This window comes from Desulfatiglans parachlorophenolica, assembly GCF_055394735.1.
Genome location: NZ_AP042460.1, coordinates 3,553,230 through 3,570,457, shown reverse-complemented (window position 1 = coordinate 3,570,457; position 17,228 = coordinate 3,553,230). Strand labels below are relative to the sequence as shown.

Here is a 17,228-nt window from a genome sequence, read left to right as displayed (position 1 = left end):
AAAAATTATTTTCCCTTAAAAGCAGGCGTTCGTCGCTCGCGAAAGGCATGTATGCCTTCCGCACGGTCTTCCGTTGTTTGTAGTAAGAAATAGAGATCTGACTCCATACGGAGTCCCTGTTCAAGGGTCATATCCATGCCTTTTTGAACCGCTTCTTTCAGGTACATCAGAGCAACGGGAGCGGCTGCGCCGATTTCACGGGCGAGTTCAATGGCTGTTTGCACCAGCTGCTCGGGTTTTATGATTTCACTTACTAAACCTATAAAGTGGGCCTCCTTCGCATCGATGATCTTTCCTGTCAGAATCAGCTCAAGCGCTCTGCCTTTCCCCACGATAGCAGGCAAACGCTGTGTCCCGCCATCGCATGGCATGAGGCCTGTCTTAATTTGGTCCAGGCCAAAGTGGCTTGCTGCACTGGCGATCCTTATATCGCAGGCAAGCGCGATCTCCAAGCCAAAACCAATGGCATTTCCGTTGATTGCCGCGATAACGGGCATACGAATACCTGCTACCGCGTCGGCAATTGAAGGGAAATCAGTGTGGGGCAGTTGGTTGTCCGAGAAGCGGTGTAAATCGGTAGTGTAAGAGATTAAGGGAAAAAAACCCTTTTCATCGCTTGTAAGCACTATTACCCGAACTTCTTTATCTGAGTTAATCTCATCACAAAGGTCACTAAATTCCTGAGAGAGAACACTCAAGGTGGTATCGAGATCTTCTCTGCAAGCAGTGCTTATCAGAACGGTTCGATCATGCTTTTGGTATAAGAAATTTCGATGATTCACGGGACCTGATTCGCACCTCCATATAATATCTTTTTCCTTGAACCCGTGGATGCTTTTCTGGAGGAAATCCATCACACGTCAGCGCTTCCCCGAAAACCTCCGGCTGCTGGGACTCGGGCAAGTTAAGCCGAAAGCTTGCTACGCTTTCCTCTTTCGCTCGAGAACCCGGCGGATCTCCTTCCGCAGCCCGACCAAGGGGTGTCCTCCAAAATCGGCCGATGCTCATGCCCTCATCGGTTTGCTAGCTCGAGATACTTGCCGAGCATGCTGCGCTTGTTGATGAAGCTGTCCTGCGCAGAACCGGTCCGAAGCGAGCTTGCAAGACCTCCAGGGCTGGGATTATTCCGTTTATACCGATCTGAAAGCACGCTAGCACCGTGCGACGGATTAGGTCAAGGGTATTTTCCGGCTGCGCACCTAGTGCACTTGGCGCCGCAGGGGCCTGCCTTTTTTTACCGACTGGAGGAAAATCGAATAACGTATGCACATCCCTTATCAGCCCTCTTGTCGGGGTGGGGTTTCCCGATGCTCGTCGGAGCAGATATCCAGACGAGCGGTCCCGCAACGAAGAGTTTGACGTCGATATTGGTCGGTCCCTCCTTCTGCTCTATTGGAGCCGGCGCGGCCGGTGCTTAGAAGCAGGCTGTCAGGCCGATAACAATAATCGGGCTTTGTTCTCATCTGGTGGCACTGTACAACCGTGCAAATAGAGGTTGCCGTAACCTGTCGCTACGCTGAGAGAAATATCGCTTGGCCGAGACCTCGGGCAAAAGATCGTAGACCCGCGAGAAACCGTAGCTCCGGAGCATATCCACAGCCTCGGAGGGCAAAAGTTTCGTCAACACGGGTTCTCCACGTGCCGCAAGGTTCGCTGTGAGAAACTCGGCAACCTTGAGATCAATGCCGCTCAGCGCGGAATCAGGCATAAAAGTCGACAACACGATGCCGTTCGGGGACGGCAGGGATGCTACGAATCGTAATGTGGATTCAATTGCGGAAGGTGTAAGGTACGCCAGCACTCCGAGCCAGGAGAAAAAGGTTGGGAGCTCCTGATCGAAGCCCTTTGAAACGAGTGCATTTTGAAGATCCATCCGTTCGAAATCAACAGGCACGAACACAACGTTCTCCGGAACGTGGATATCCGCAGAGCTGAGGCGGTCCAACTTCGCCTTCTGGCTTGCGGGATGATCTACCTCGAATATCTGAAGAGGCGCTGCAAAGGGCGGTTGACGGTACGCGAATGTATCTAGGCCTGCACCCAGCACCACATACTGCCGTATCCCCCGCTGAACAGCCTCTTTCAGTTCATCCTCTGCAAACCGGCTTCGCATGACAACCAGAGCCCTCAGCACGGTCAATAACGGGTCATGTAACTTGCCAGGGTTTTTATGGATCAAGTCGACTGAAGATTGATGGATCAGCCGTATCGCGACTGGATCGACAAGGATCTTCGGCTCACCATCAAGGATCTGATGCGCCGCTCGAAGAGTCGCGACAAGCTCAGCGGTCGAACTTCCCCGTCCGTCCTTCATTCTTTCATCCTCGCATCATTTCCAGATATCAATGTAGTTAAGTTTAGAATGAACGTGTTCTGGGATGAAATTGTCTTCAACCGCTCTATGTGACACAGGATCTGAAATCCACCTGGATTTAGATTACGGCTTCTTAGTCTCGCTAGGACGTTAACTTTAGGCGTTTGACAGGTTGTCCTCACGCCGAGCGCCTCGTAGCTTGGGCAAGACCTGCGGCAACTCGATCCTTAGCAGGATTCGGTCCTCGGATTCCCTCTCTACTGTGACTCTCCCTGCGTGTCGGTGGACGATGATTTTGGCCAGCGGCAGTTCCTTGATGTCTGAGCTGACTTTTCCTAATATCCGGGGGAAGAAAAACTGTTCTAGGTCATCCTCCGCGAGACTTTCAGCGCGCTGGCTGATCATCACGATACAGTTCCCGTTTTTTTTCTTCGTGCGTACAATGAGCGTCTCGTGTTTAGGCGAAGATATAATGGCATGCTTGAGCATGCACTCGAAGGCGCGTTGCAGAAGATCCACGTCGCCTTCCAGCGGTTTGATGGCCTGGTCGAAGAAGGTTTCAATGTGGAGATGCCTCAGGATTATAGATTCCTTGAGTCCCTCCAGACAGTCGGCAAGTGTTTTGTTTAGGTCAACCTTGTTGACGTTGAGGGTGAAAGGCTCGATGGAGGAAATAATGATCTGTAAAATATCCTCCAGCCTGCCGACTTCCTCCAGTATGATCTGGGCAAACCTATAACTGGGGTATTCCGGAGAGAGGGATTTATAGAGCCGCCTTGCAAAACCGCCGACGATCGTGAGGGGGTTGCGGATCTCGTGAGCGAAACGGGCGGATATTTCTCCGAGGAGCTTGATTTGTTCAGTCTGCAGCGTCCTCTCCTGCAACCGCTTGAGCTCGGTAATATCCACCATCGTGCCGTCAATCCATTTCACGCGGCCGTTTTCATCCAAGGCGGGAATGGCGTGGTCAATAAAAACGAGTTCCTCTCCCTTTTTGGAATGCACTATCCGCTCGATGTGCAGTTCCGCACCTTCTTCCCAGCACTGCTCTGGAACCTTGTTTCCTTCCCCCGTGCCTTTGCCGCAGATTTTCTCGAGCCAGAATTCTCGGTCGGCCATCGCTTCTTCAATGGAATAACCAAGCTTTTCCGTAAAATAGGGATTGATGAACACGGGGGTCCCGCCATTCAACAGACGGTAAACTATCAGCGGGATATGTTCCACGAGAGTACGATATTTTTCTTCGGACAAAACCAGGTCGCCGGTCCGCTCTTCCACCATTCGCTCGAGGGTATGGGCATAAGCGGCGATTTCCCGCCTCCGTTGCTGGAGGGCATCCAACATGGTGTTCAGGGAGAGCGTGAGGATGCCCATCTCATCGAGCGGCCTCAGCTTCAGGCGATTTTCCCGCTCGCCTTGGGCGATTTCCCGGGCGGAGCGGACAATCTCTTTGATGGGCCTGATGAAGAGGTGAGCGATCAGGCAGGTGAGAGCGAATGAAAGGAACATCCCGATACCGCCGACCAGAAGCATGAGATTCCGGGTACGTTGGAGCCGGCTCATAATGGCTGAGCGGTCCGACTCGATCTGGACCAGAGCCACCATATCCCCACGATAATCCGTGACGGGGCCAAGAAGGATCGACTTGTCCGTTGCTTGTGCCGGAGCAACCAGAATGACGGGAGCATCTTCCTGCGGATCGTGTTCGAGCGGAAAGGGGTTATAGAGTTTCCACCAATCGGTCGTGGAAGCGAGAGGAACGTAGATTTCTTTACCGCCTTTCTCGTAGAGCGCAAAATCTGCCTGCCATTGCTTCTTGATCTGCTCGAGAAAAGGGGCGTCGAAGCGAAAGCCGATTTCAATCGTCCCTACTAACGTGTCCCCGTCAAAAACCGGTGCAACGCTGCGGATAGCCAGCCCGGTCAAGCCCCACTCGGGTCCCGAAACCGTCTTGCCGGATTTTATGGCCTCCATCACCTCGCTGCGGTAGGAAATCATCTCGCCGGATTCTCCAGGCAGGTGTAATCTGAGGAAAGATCTTGCCGGAGGGATATGAAAATGGAACTGGCCAATCCCAAACTCCCTTTCGAGTTCTTCATAAATAGGCATAAACGTGCTGATCAGCGATTCACGATTCATTTCAGCAAGGGAGGATTTGGCGACAGGATTTGAGGCCACCATAATCGCGATGGAGAGTGCCTGGACTTCGCGGTGGTCTATTACGGTTAAAAAAATCTGATAGATCCGCTCAAGCTCTTTCTTTTCCTGCTTTTTGATTAAAGTTTCCTGGGATTTGAGTCCGATGTAGACAATTACCGTTGTCCCGACGAAAGACAAGAATAGAAACGGAATCAGCAATTTCCATCTAAGGCTGATCGTAAGGATCCAGTGTATGATGGATGAAACGATTTTCATGGCACGAGAAGCATTAGCGTCATATCCCGAATGATGCTAGGAATGGTCTAACAAGCCATCTATTTAAAATGCTTGTTTGGTTGTAGCCAATCCCAGTATGGTTATCTGCAAAATTGAAGATGACTCTTTGGATACTCTCACAATATTGGGAGATGTTCTCACGGATAATTTTGAGGTATTTCGCGTCTATTTGACGGTCATTGGTATATTAAAATATTAAGTGGTTTCGACAACCGTGCTGACTTTTCGTGCAAACCATCCAAAACAATCGAGCTGTTGACATTAGCAGAAAATGTGTTCCGTCAGCGAATGTGAGTCGCTCACCAGGTTCTGGGTCGGCGAGGCAAAGTAGCTCAAATCGCCCTTCTCTTCAAAGAACCGGGACTTTGGCTGGTGCAGAGGCGGTTCAGTCGCTGCGGGTTTATAAAGTAGCAGAGAATGACTACGACGGCCATCGTCGAGACGACATATCCGAAACAGGACTGGTAGGATGCTTCTGAAGCATAGCTCGCATTCGATCCCGGCAGACTGACGCGCGAGCTTGCGAGTATGGTAGTCATGATCTGGGTCCCCATGGTGAAACCAATACCGCGCAGCACCGCGGCCAAGCCGGTCGTTTCGCTGGTTCTTTCGAGGGGAGACGCTTCTAGGAGCATGTTCGGCACTGCCGCCAGCAGCATACCGATGCTAAAAGCAGCCAAGACAGTACCAAAGATGACGAGCGAAAGGCTGTCGTGGAAAAAAAGCAGAGATGCCCAGCCCAACAAGCCGACGGCGCCACCCTGCATTACGGCCTGGTGGGCGCCATATCGGCCGGCAACCCAGCCACTGATCGCGGCGGCGGCGGCCGTCGCGATGTTGGCCGGCAGCTTGAGGTAGCCAGCCAACGTGGCGCTTACACCCAGGCCGACTCCGGTTGCCTCCGGCTGCTGCAGGATCATCATGGCGATCAGCCCCACCTGGCTTCCCCCCATGCCAGCTAGCAACATGCAGACATTTCCCATGGCAATCTTTGGTTCGCTCAGCAGCCTGACATCGATCAGCGGATCCTTGTGCTTCGACTCATACCAGAACCAGTAGACCAGCAAGGATGCACCCAACAACAGGAACAACAGGGTATTTGAGGATTTCCAGCCAGCCTTTCCGAGCAACATTACGCCGTAAAGCAGGCTGGCGACAGCAGGCATGAAGAGCAGACCTCCGATGATGTCGAGATTCCTTGAGATGTTCGGATTCCTGAACTCGGGGACGATCAGCAAGAGCAGCGGTAGAATCGCCGCGCCGTAAAACGTGGTGAACCAGAAGATATAGCGCCAACTGCCCATGTCAGTCAGGTATCCGGCGACAATGTAGCCCAGCGCCGCAGCGAACGCGTAAGCGCCGGTCATGCAGCCGATGAAAAATGGAGTTTTTTTGGGTGTTGTCACCTGGCGCACGATTCCGTAACTGAGCGGGAGAATCGCACCGGAAACGCCTTGTACTGCGCGACCGAGGATGATGAGCTCAAGGTTGGGCGCAATCGCGCTGACCAGAGATCCGAACGCGCAGATCACAGAGATGATCACCAGAAGCAGCTTGCGCCCGAAGATGTCGCCGAGGCGACCACCCACCGCTGCTGTGCCTGCTTGGACGAGCAGGAACGAGGTCAACAGCCATCCGGTCATGTGCGGGTCGTTGAATTCTTGCTGGATAGTCGGAAAGGCGGTGAAGACCATGCTGATTTCGAGTGAACTTAGTACCTCGACTATCATCAACACGGCGACAATTTTATACATACGGTAATCCGACATGTCGCCTCGTGCCGTCTTCCCACCTGCCTTGGACTGCTGCTTACGGCGCGTTGGCTTTTTCAATTTCAATAGGGATATCAAAGTCTTCAGACCGTATCTTTAATCCGCGAATGATTATTGGGCATGAGCAGGCTTCCATCCGTAAAGGATCTTTTTAGCCATCCTGGGCGCTAATCTGCAAGACTGGTTGTGCAGCAACCCGCAGGTTTTTATATGCAGAAACTAACGATTTTCCAAATCTTAATGAAAAACCTCTATGCCCGGATCGGAAACGAACAAAGGAAGAATAAAGATTTGGGCGGCCGGCTGCCTCTTTGGGTTTCCTCTTGCTTTATTTCTATGTATATTAAATTTAGAATATTTATGTAACGCGCGCACTTATTATACTGTCTCATGTGTCATTTAAACAATCGCATATTATGACTTTCGTGTCAAATATTTCTTCCTTCTCGTCGGTCGTTTTATAATTTTTGTCGGAATCGAGGATCATAAGGTATTTAGTTTTGTTTTTCAGTGGCTTGCATGGAAATTTTTGCCATGCCTATATTCGTGTTTTCTACGACAATTTCGAGATTTCCAAGAGACCTTTGATGCCGAAATATCTAAAGTTTTCTATAACTTTTAGATATGCCACCAGGTCTTGGGAGAGCACGTCAGGCCGAGAGAAGCGATCTGGCTGGCGCTCAGTTTAACCAGCGTGGTGCTCGTCGAGCATCCGCCTCTATTTAAGAAACCTTAGAAAACCTCAATCCCTCGCATTAAAATGAACTCTCGCTTCTCCAAACTGAGCCCGCCTATTTTGCCATTTGCTTTATGATCCATGGCCAGTATCTGCTATGCATTTCCACGGTGGATTTTTTCGAGCGAAAGAGGATCCATTTTTTGAGAGTCCAAAGCGGGGGGTGGCTTGACCATCACCAGGCTGTATAGGTGAGTCTATCTCGGGATAACAAGAGCACGTGTAGGTTGATGGGACTTTCTTCTCTATGGGAGTGGATCGTTCTATATCGAAGGTACAGATTCTGGTTGTTATCGGGGTCGCCACTGCAGGACATCGCACCACCTTGGTGGTGCAAGCCGGGGGCAAGGAGTCCGCAACCACATGGCGTGAGTTGTTCAAAGAAATAAATGGGCAGGGCCTTGATGCTAGCCAAGTGGTGTTTGGCATCATGCATGGTCTGCCAGGGGTAAACAAGGTCTTCTTGAAGGAATTCCCCTGTTGAATCGTCTAGAGACGCCAGATCCACGTTGGCCGCAATATGCTGGCAAAGTCCAGAGAAAGGTGGAGAAGAAAATTACGGATGAGCTCCGTTACATCTTTTAAACCTCTTCATGGAAAAAAACTCTCGAGTTTCTTGAGGCTTTTAAAGGTAAGTGGGAACAGGATTAGCCATCGGCAGTTAACTCTCACGAAAGATTTCTTGCCTCACGCCAGACATATTTACCCGTTCTCAACGGAAAAGTGGATATGCCTTTGGACAAGCAATGTTATGGAGCGAGTGAATATAGATCTCAAGAAACGTACCAAGCCGATATAGATGATTGCAGGAGAAGGAGCCTGCTGTATGCTTCTCACTTTTGTGTATCTGAAGATGGAGGTCCACTGGCGGTCAAAGCCCATCGCGTATGTCTCCTGAAATCTAACATCCAAGAATGGCAGAAGGAGAATTCACTCAAAATGATTGCCACCACAAGGAAAAGAATGCATCGAACGGGAGCTCAGTGAATCTACGGATTAGGGTTTATTGTCGAGATTTTTCTAGAATACAGGGAGGGCAACGAGATAGGTTCGAGGGGTTCTTAGATCGGCTGACTTCCTGTAGGTACTTCTCTGGACAAGAATTCAATGACTGCATTGCCGAACACATCGTTTCGGTCTCCAGCCACCATATGTGCTGTGTCGGCAACGTTGACGTATTCGCTGTGAGGACACAGTCTCAGGAAAGCCTGCGCGCCACTTTCGTTGAGCAAATTAGAGAGGGCGCCGCGAACCAGCAATGTAGGCAATTTTAGCCTAAGGGAACAGGCCTCCAGCCGTAGCCGGCGTTGCTCAAGGGCATATTTACCGGGGCGGTCGCGGTAAAGGGGATCCCAGTGCCATCTATACATGCCATCAGGAGAAAGACGAATATTCTTGGATAAACTATCCAGGTTCCTTTCGCGTTTGCGGTGGGGCTGGTATTTGGCGATTGCCTCGGCTACCTCTTCGAGCGAAGCAAAACCCTCTGGTTTCTGCCTCATGAATTGGTCGATATTGGTGACTCCATTTTCTTCTATGTGCGGGGCGACATCAACTAGAACCAAGGCAGTGGCGTCGACGTGACCTTCACCAACAGCGATCAGGCTGGTTGCGCCTCCTTTGGAAGCACCGACAAGAACCGGACGACGGTTGCCAAGTGCAGCGACAACAGATTTGAGATCCTGAACCAGAACATCCTCCCCATAAGAACCATCGACAGCCCACTCCGAATCGCCGTGACCTCTGATGTCAAAGGCTACGACGAAATACCCGGCATTAGCAAGTGCTTTGCCTGTCTTCTTCCATGCATGTCGGGTTTGCCCTCCACCGTGTTGAAGTATGACCAATGGGCCGTCTGGGCCGCCCCAGGAATCCCCCGCTAGTCTTAGCCCGCCAAAACCCTCCCAAAAGTGCATTGGCTCAGGTGTTCCTGGTAGCTTCTTGCCTGCGCTCATTGAATTTCTCGTTTTGGGTCAGATCCATTCTCTTGTGAGTTATCCCTCTTCTCAAGCTTCGTCGGCACCCCTATCCTAGAGAGGGAATAATCAATGCCGATTTTAAAAGGCCACTCATTTGAGAGGGATTTTCCGTTGCATATTTGAATGATAAGGATTTCGACTGCGAGGACTCCCGCTTTACGTGTTGCGTTTACATTCCAGGCTTTCTTCCTTATGGTTCATCGGCAGAACTGTGGTTCAGCGATCTGGGCGGAAGATAGGTTCGCCACGGTACGTGTCGCAGTTGCTACGCTTTCAGCCGAGCCAGAGTGCGGATTTGCAGCTTGAAAAAGCTACTGTTTTCTTTCGTTCATTGGTATTAGGGAGTCAACGGTAATCTTCCGTGATTTGAATTTCCACTCCCCTTCGACTTTAACATATGCGTCATCATACCAGGCTACCATTTTCCATGGATTGCCGTCACGTAGTAAGCATACCTCCAGGTAACAGTATCCTTTGGCTTGATTCGGACCTAAAAGTTCGACTACGTGGTTATGAATGAAAGGTTTAGATTTCATAGTTTCCAGTACATCAGTGATCATCTTGCGCAGTTCATTACTGCCCTGCGCATCAGGGAGGGTTGGGTCACTAGTCGATACTGATCCATCGGCGGTAAAAAGGTTTACAAATCCGTCAATATTTGCGTGCCAGATGTAATGACAATAAAGTACAGGGAGGGTACGGATCGCTTCCCGGTCTATTATATCCTGCAATGAGCTTTCGATGCCTTTATTCTTCATGCTTTACTCCTCTAGCTGATGCTCGCGATAGAAGAAGTCCCAAGGCAGCCAAGTCCGAAAGACTGCCAAGGTTAGATGCAACTACAATAGTGCCAATTTAGATTTAGAATGGCACGACGCGGGAAATAAGGGTGAATTTTTTCCGGGGGCAGCGCCGAGCCAATGAGAAAGGTTATCGATGAGTTGCAAAGCGTTCGATCTCCCGGTTCACTTCCTCGGGTTTCTCCAGGAGCACCATATGACCTGCATCCGCAATTGATACCATCTCCGAACCCTTAATAGCATGGTTAAGATACTCGGAGCAGTATGGCGGTGTCAGTTGGTCGTCTAACCCGTGGATGATCAACGTAGGGATTTTTATCTTCCCGACCTCTTCTGTAATGTCTGTCTGATCACAGGCAAAAAAATCGCCGAACATCGTTTCCGGGGATACCTTCAGCATTTCTTCAACGGCATACCTTACAACAGCCGGGTGAGTTTTCTTCGAAAAGGCCATAAGAGCAATGACATCAATAATCCGCTCCTTGTCCAGCATGATCCATTCCAGGATCTCCGGGGATACTCGCAGATGCGCCCCTGTCGCGATAAGGACAAGGCCTTTGATCGTCTCAGGATGGGTAAGCGCGAGGGACATCGCTATAAGGCCGCCCATTGAGTGTCCAACGATATAACACGCCATGAGATCTTGCTCGTCGATGACCGTCCTCACGATCTCGACGTATTCGGGGATAGATCGACACCCTTCATTTCCCGATTTTCCACGGCCTGGCAAATCGAAAAGAGTAACTTCGAAACAATGCTCAAGGTATTGCTTCTGAAAATAGAATGAAGCAGAACTTCCTCCTGCCCCATGAATGAAGAGGAGCTTTTCGCCGTCTCCATATTTTTCCACAGGCAAATTCACGCAGTCCCCCCGATAATCTCCATGGAGTTAGCATCCAGAAATGGTCTTTTTGGCTAAGCTCGGCGTCAATCTGCACGTTTGCTGGAGCAGCGACCCACAGATCGCCTCCGCGCAAACGCTTGGTTGCCTTGACATTAAGCAAAAATCCTCATTTTCGGATTGCAAACCAGGTCGTGCTGAATAAATATTTCCGTATGAACACGGTTATGAGGGATTGGTAGGCCGCTATTATAAATTGGCCTTTTTCTGAAATCGGAATAGCCGATGTGCAGCACAACAAGTGGTGCAATAGCGAAAGAGATGCGCGCTCTAGATCCTGGCTCCAAATTGACTGACGGCATTTTTCGTTTCTTCGTTGGATTTGGTTTTAACCGGCCGATGAGTCGACACAAAGAGCATAAATGAGAGCCTATTGGAGTGTCGTTTTCCACGGGACATTTAGGTTTCGCTCAGTTATATCTTGATAAGGAAGAAGGACATTGCCCAATTACGGCGCGCCGAAACCGCCTTTAAACCTATGGGGTTTTTTCCTTCGAAAAGCGCTTTTATCTCGACTGGCCTCACTTCTATACGGCCCCTTTGGGCACGGGATTCAGCAAGTGGATGAGGTTTGCCCGCCTTAATACCGAAGACCGTGGAAGGCTTTCCGCTAAGCGATTAAGAGAGTACCCGCATCGCATCCTTCGCTGATATTACGGCTGCCTGCAGTGGGAAGACCTTTTCCATGAGGATGCGATGGACTTCAGGATCGATATCCGCGCAACAGTCGCTCACGACAATAATCCGATAGTCAGCATCTGCAGCATGTCTGACCGTCGAGAGCACAACGCCACTGGTTGATATTCCCGCAAGGATCAATGTATCAATGCCTTTTGCGCGTAGGATAATATCCATGTCAGTGCCAGCAAATGCGTTAATACGACGCTTTGTGACTATGACATCATCTGCCATTGGAGCAACACTCGGATGCACTTCATTTCCGACTGATCCAGCAAGAAGGTGTCCACTGCCCCTGAGAGGTCCGAAGGATTGGTTCCGCGGGTTGACCTCTGGATAGCCTGTGCGGAACCCAACCACGACGTATATCACATTCATATCGACGTTGCGTACAGCCTTAATGAGGTCAGACATTCGGGCGAGCAGCTTTAGGCAGTCACTTGCATAGCTTTCTACAATGGCGCGCTGATAGTCCATGACCAAGAGAGCCGATGACTTTTGGTCAATCAAAGGATTACTGCTCATGAGAAGCATACCTTCTTTACAGTCAAAGATATTTTGCTGTTAAGAATTTAGTAACATCGATTGTGAGACACCAGATAAAGGCTTTACCATTTGCCGATACACCTTGTGGCAGATCATTAGGGCGAAACTGAGGGTGACACCGATCAACACTGTAATCTTGTGTGCTATTCAGCAGAATTCAACACATTCAACCACGGCATCAAAGGAGTCGTCGAAGCGTCAGAAGAATGAGTTAACGAGATAGAAATGAACAAGGCTTCCCAGGTCCAAGCGCCAATTGGGATTACATGAGAATTCGCGCTGCAAATGACATCTGAAGCGGAAAGTTTTCTTGGAACTTGAACAGTGGATCAGCAATCCTATATCATCAGCGGGGCAGCTCGCGCTGGCCCCAAGTTTAGCTTGGAAGGTCGCATGGCCCCCTTTCCCAATGCCTGACACAAATTAACATGACGCAGGTTAGCACGGTGCAACAGGGTGGGTCAAGCGGATTCCCTGGGTTTGTGTGGTGGATTGCGTGTTGAAGCAGGATCAGCTTTTGCTGCCGGTGGGGGCGCAGGTGATTTGTGTCCTGGGGTGCCTGGAAGGGTGTTGAGTTTGGTTGTTGGCGTAGGTTGGTATTTCATGGCCCGACAGCAAATTGTCGTATGCGGGCGCTTCGAAGGAGGGGTGACGTGGACATTGTGGAGGAAACTTTTCATCGCCTGGAGTATGATAAGTTCGTTCAGGGCGTCTTTGATGGTTTGCCAGCGGAGCGTGAACAGGAGATTTCAGAGTTAATTCAGAAGTACGGCGAACGAGCCCTTCGGATGGAGCACTACAGGCGGATCTGGCTTCTGAAAGAGGAACCGGCGGCGATGTCATGCCGCTCTTACTATGTAAAGACCTATGGCGTAGCGGGTGTGCGGCGATATGAGACTTCAAGCGGGCATACGGTCTACCGCATCCCAGTCCTGAGCTTTCGCAAGGGTGCTTTGTGCTCGCATTATACCAACTGCTGCCTCATCTTGGGGCGGGAACTCACCCTGGTTGATTGCGGAACGCGTCATTCAGAGGAATCTCTGAGAAAGGGTTTTCAGGTTGTAAGCGAGTTCTACGCGGAGCGGATCGGGTTGAACGATGTGGCGAATATCGTCATCACCCACGCCCACATCGACCACTTTGGCGGTTTGGCATTCCTTACTCGTGGGCGGCGGCGAAACATCTACGTGCACAGAGACGACGTCTGGTCAGTTGAGAACATTCAGTCCGCGCTTGTTCAACTCCGGGAGACGATATCAAGCTTCTTGAAGAAGGCTGGGCTTGGAGGGGAGATCCTGGGCGAGTTCATAGAGATGTACACGAGCGGGAAGCGGTCGTTGGAAGGATTTCAGGTCTCTCACCCGGTTGAAGACGGGGATCGGATCGTCGAAGGTTTTGAGGTGATCCATGTGCCGGGTCACTGCCCCGGCCAGATCACGCTGCAAGTTGGCGATATTCTTATGCTTGGTGATCACATTCTGATGGATATCACGCCGCACCAGTTTCCGAAGTTCTACATGAAAGGAATGGGGCTTGGTCACTATATACCCTCGCTTCTGAAGATCTGTTCGCGGACCAAGAGGATCCGGATTGGGCTTGGCGGCCACAACGAGGATGTGCTCAATGTGCGCGGCCGGGCCCTCGAAATCATCAATCAGCACCACAACCGCCTTGCCGATTTACTGTCGCTTCTTGAGGAACCCCAGACACTGGTTGAGTTGACGGACCGCTACTTCACCGAGATCCAAGGGAAACCCCTGGAGGGCTATGACCGTATCCTCGCACTTGAGGAGGTTGAGGCCCACATGGAGTACCTTGCGGATGCAATGAAGTGCGTGGAAAGGGTGCCAGCGGGCGATGGCGAGCCGGGTGCGATGCGCTACCGCGTGAAGTGAGACATAGCTGATAGTTGATAGGAAGTTTTTTTGGACTGGGACGGTTGGAAGATTGGCTGAAAGGATGTCTATGGCGGTAATCTCATTGCAGGAAGACGTAGAGAGGCCTGCGGTCAATATCTCCCATGCTAAGAAAATTCCAGGGCATAAGACCGATGTGAATTAAGTTTTCTGTTTGATAATTTTACTCAATATCGTATCTATCCGGGTGCAAAATGTGCTAGGAGGAATTTATCTATTAATGATTAGATGTTAAGGATTAAGAATAGTTTAGAAATTTGGTTCTAAGATGAAATCATTGGGAATAACATCTAAATAAGTATGCTTTTCTGTATCCTCTTGACATTTATCAATCGCTAACAAATTGCTACGCCACATTTAAGCTACTATAAAAATATTATAAATTTCTTGCAAAACAGTTGAGACTTGTAAAAACACATACCATCCATAATTGGAAGGTCTCTCAACAAAAATGAGCGTTACATATGTGAGGCGGACCCTTTTGGGGTCACCCCATGGATCTGAACCAGCGAAAGAAAAGGAAGACGATCCGTCTCTGCAGATGAAACAATGTTGTGATTTTGTGATGAGCCGGTATCATGATACAGAATCTATGAGGTTGCCTGGGGTTTTGGGTAAAGCGGGGAGCCCAACCGGCTGCCCGGACATTGACGTTCGAGCGGCGACATCTATTCGAACGAGCCGTCGAGGTTTAGCATGGCAATCCAGTCTATCACCGATCCATGCAGCGGGCGTGGTTCATCTGACACGCGTGAGAGGTATTGCGTGGATATAGACATCGGGGGGACCTTCACCGATGCAATCTTTTCGGGCCGACGGCTTAGGAAACTGATCAAGGTGGATACAACGCCTCATGACCTGAACGTCTGCTTCAGGAGAGCCTTCGAAAAGGGGCAGGAAGCGCTCGGTTTCGAACATCTGCGAGCATTTCTTTCCTGTGTCCGGGTGATCCGGCTTTCGACGAGCCTCTCCATCAATTTGCTCCTGGAGCGAAAGGGACTCTGCATCGGATTGATCCTGGAAACAGGGGCAGCGGAGGACTTCCTGCGGCAGAAGTCCTTCCCCGAGGGCGTATGCATGCCGGTGGTACCTGGAATGATGATCGAGGTGGGGGTTGATGCGGGGGTGGACGAGATCCGGAACGCGGCCTATCGACTCATATTGGAAGGTGCGGACATTCTCGTTATCAGTTTGAAAGGTGGCAAGGGAGGGTTCCTGCGGGCCGAAGAGCGCGCCAAAGGCTTTGTTCACCAGTATTACGCCAGTCACTTTATCGGATCGATCCCTGTCGTCACGGGGGGGCAGTTGAGCCGGGTCCGGGACTATCGGGTTCGCTCCAACCGAATTGTCTTCAACGCCTATGTCCATCGGGCGGTGGCGGGTCCCTTTCTGGAGATCGAGGATTTCCTGCGCGAGCAGGGGTATCCCTATCCCCTGCTGTTGGTGCATGCCGACGGCGGGAGTTCGCGTGTATCGAAATCGACGGCGGAGAAGACCATCAGTTCAGGGGCTGCGGCGGGGATCTTTGGCTCCCTCCAAATTTCAAAGCGGTACGGGCTTCGGAACGTCCTTACGGTGGATATCGGGGGGACCAGCACCGAAATCGGCGTGATTCGGCAAGGCGAGATCGTCCGGGGAGCGCCGGTGAGCGGGGCCTATCCAATGGGTGGATTGCCCATCGCTTTCACCATTGGGATCGGCGGAGGTTCGGTTGTGCAGATGGACGGTATGGGTGCGCTGTCGTTGGGGCCGAGCAGCGTCGGGGCGTTTCCGGGGCCTGTCTGCTATGGTCTTGGGGGGGCTGAGCCTACATTGACGGACGCGTTTCTGCTACTCGGGTATTTCGACGAGGGCTATTTCCTCGGGGGCGATAGGCGGTTGAAACGGGGGCTGGCGGAGCGGGTCTTTGAGGAGTGGATCGGCGGGCCTTTGGGGGTTTCCTGTGAGGAGGCCGCCTGGCGTGTCAGAGAGGAGGCCGTGGGGCGGATTGCGGAGGTGCTCCAGCAGGCGATGATACGCTTCGGGCTCGATCCGGCGGACACGTCGCTTTTTGCGGTCGGCGGGTGCGGCGGGTGCCTTGGCTGGGCCCTCTGCGAGGCTGCAGGGCTCAAGGATTGCCGCGTTTTTAGGCTGGGTTCGGTCTTTGGCACGTACGGGACAAGTGGGATGGATGTTGTGCATCGCTACGAAGAAGAGACAGATCTGCCTATGGGTCCATCAGCGGAGTGCGGGGCGGGGGTGTGCGAGAAATTGAACGATGTTATCCTTACGCTCCAGCGGAGGGCTTTTCGAGATATGGCAGCCGAGGGCTTTCAACCTGAGCGGGTTCAATTCAAGGTCTGGCTGGAGGTCGAATCCGGGGCCTTCGGGGGGCGGCGGGGCTGTGATTTCCCTATGGTATTCCTTTGGCCAGGAGATTGGAATGCGATTTATGGGCAGATAGACCGGCTTTTCAGTGCGCGTGGTGCCTCGAGGGCCCTTCGCCTGGCGCGGGTTGTTCTCACCGCTGTCGGGGAAATGCCGCATGCGGAGGTGGATGCCCTGGTGAGTTTCGATGGGATGAGCGGAGTCGGCGGCGAGCGGATGATATACGGGGGAGGCGGCGAATGGTTCCGTGCACGAGTGCACCGCTGGGATGGGGCGGAGGTTCCGATGAGTGTGATGGGTCCTTGCATTCTCGAAAGCCGTGATACCACTGTCGTGATTCCCGCGGGGATTCGATCAGCGCTCGATAAACGCAGGAACGTGAGGCTTTCACGGTCCGGCACGGCATAATCCGGTTTTTGGGCGGAGGCTCATCGTGAAGATTTCCATTACCGAATACCTCGACATCGATCTCGAGGCCGAGCAGTGGCGCTGCAGCCGATGCGGGTACGCACTGGGTCCTGCCAGGGACAACTACAAGAAAGGATGCCTCATCTTCGATCGTGACCCGCGCTCCCTGTACCCCCCGGTGATCGAGGGGCCCTTTACCTTCTCTCCGGATCCGGAATGGATCCGGATCATCGAGTTTTACTGCCCGGGCTGTGGCACCATGATGGAAAACGAGTTTTTGCCTCCCGGACATCCCGTGACTCACGACATCGAGATCGACATCGATGCACTCAAACGCAGACACTGTTCTTAGGTCGAAGCCATGTCCGTGAATCG

At 51.6% G+C, this 17,228-nt stretch carries 13 protein-coding genes; 5 read left to right on the top strand and 8 right to left on the bottom strand.

Annotation, left to right across the window (positions count from 1 at the left end; genetic code table 11):
• Positions 1-5: 5 nt before the first annotated feature.
• The 4 genes from ACZ500_RS16725 to ACZ500_RS16710 all read right to left on the bottom strand — a co-directional run bounded on the left by ACZ500_RS16725 (position 6) and on the right by ACZ500_RS16710 (position 6,519).
• Positions 6-854 (bottom strand): enoyl-CoA hydratase/isomerase family protein, encoded by an 849-nt coding sequence (locus ACZ500_RS16725; protein WP_464233073.1) that lies wholly within the window; start codon positions 852-854, stop codon positions 6-8.
• Positions 855-1,459: 605 nt separating this feature from the next.
• Entirely contained in the window at positions 1,460-2,314 is an 855-nt protein-coding gene (locus ACZ500_RS16720) for a class I SAM-dependent methyltransferase (RefSeq protein WP_464228530.1), read from the bottom strand.
• A 156-nt stretch (positions 2,315-2,470) separates the two neighbouring features.
• Entirely contained in the window at positions 2,471-4,729 is a 2,259-nt protein-coding gene (locus ACZ500_RS16715) for a cache domain-containing protein (RefSeq protein WP_464228529.1), read from the bottom strand.
• A 353-nt stretch (positions 4,730-5,082) separates the two neighbouring features.
• On the bottom strand, positions 5,083-6,519 hold the full coding sequence (locus ACZ500_RS16710; protein ID WP_464228528.1) for an MFS transporter: 1,437 nt from the start codon (positions 6,517-6,519) through the stop codon (positions 5,083-5,085).
• 986 nt (positions 6,520-7,505) lie between these two features.
• On the opposite strand from ACZ500_RS16710, the gene ACZ500_RS16705 reads away from it, so the two are divergent.
• A complete protein-coding gene (locus tag ACZ500_RS16705) occupies positions 7,506-7,742 on the top strand; it encodes a transposase (protein WP_464228527.1) in 237 nt (78 codons plus the stop codon).
• Positions 7,743-8,319: 577 nt separating this feature from the next.
• Here the strand turns inward: ACZ500_RS16705 and ACZ500_RS16700 are convergent.
• The 3 genes from ACZ500_RS16700 to ACZ500_RS16690 form a co-directional block, all read right to left on the bottom strand.
• Positions 8,320-9,213: an alpha/beta fold hydrolase gene (locus ACZ500_RS16700; RefSeq protein ID WP_464228525.1), complete on the bottom strand. Its 894-nt coding sequence runs from the start codon at positions 9,211-9,213 to the stop codon at positions 8,320-8,322.
• Between the two features lie 335 nt (positions 9,214-9,548).
• Positions 9,549-9,995 carry a nuclear transport factor 2 family protein gene (locus tag ACZ500_RS16695; RefSeq protein ID WP_464228524.1) on the bottom strand — a complete coding sequence of 149 codons (447 nt, stop codon included), beginning with the start codon at positions 9,993-9,995 and terminating at the stop codon, positions 9,549-9,551.
• A 172-nt stretch (positions 9,996-10,167) separates the two neighbouring features.
• On the bottom strand, positions 10,168-10,887 hold the full coding sequence (locus tag ACZ500_RS16690) for an alpha/beta fold hydrolase (RefSeq protein ID WP_464233072.1): 720 nt from the start codon (positions 10,885-10,887) through the stop codon (positions 10,168-10,170).
• A 52-nt stretch (positions 10,888-10,939) separates the two neighbouring features.
• Here ACZ500_RS16690 and ACZ500_RS16685 point away from each other — a divergent pair, with 52 nt between their 5' ends.
• The gene (locus ACZ500_RS16685) at positions 10,940-11,083 is read left to right on the top strand and encodes a hypothetical protein (protein WP_464228523.1); all 144 of its coding nucleotides are present in this window, start codon (positions 10,940-10,942) and stop codon (positions 11,081-11,083) included.
• 473 nt (positions 11,084-11,556) lie between these two features.
• On the opposite strand, the gene ACZ500_RS16680 is transcribed toward ACZ500_RS16685, so the two are convergent.
• Positions 11,557-12,141 carry a cysteine hydrolase family protein gene (locus ACZ500_RS16680; protein ID WP_464228522.1) on the bottom strand — a complete coding sequence of 195 codons (585 nt, stop codon included), beginning with the start codon at positions 12,139-12,141 and terminating at the stop codon, positions 11,557-11,559.
• Positions 12,142-12,815: 674 nt separating this feature from the next.
• On the opposite strand from ACZ500_RS16680, the gene ACZ500_RS16675 reads away from it, so the two are divergent.
• The 3 genes from ACZ500_RS16675 to ACZ500_RS16665 all read left to right on the top strand — a co-directional run bounded on the left by ACZ500_RS16675 (position 12,816) and on the right by ACZ500_RS16665 (position 17,205).
• Entirely contained in the window at positions 12,816-14,057 is a 1,242-nt protein-coding gene (locus tag ACZ500_RS16675; protein WP_464228520.1) for an MBL fold metallo-hydrolase, read from the top strand.
• Positions 14,058-14,843: 786 nt separating this feature from the next.
• Positions 14,844-16,853, top strand: a complete 2,010-nt coding sequence (locus tag ACZ500_RS16670; protein ID WP_464228519.1) for a hydantoinase/oxoprolinase family protein — start codon at positions 14,844-14,846, stop codon at positions 16,851-16,853.
• A 25-nt stretch (positions 16,854-16,878) separates the two neighbouring features.
• Positions 16,879-17,205, top strand: a complete 327-nt coding sequence (locus ACZ500_RS16665) for an acetone carboxylase subunit gamma (RefSeq protein ID WP_464228518.1) — start codon at positions 16,879-16,881, stop codon at positions 17,203-17,205.
• Positions 17,206-17,228 lie beyond the last annotated feature (23 nt).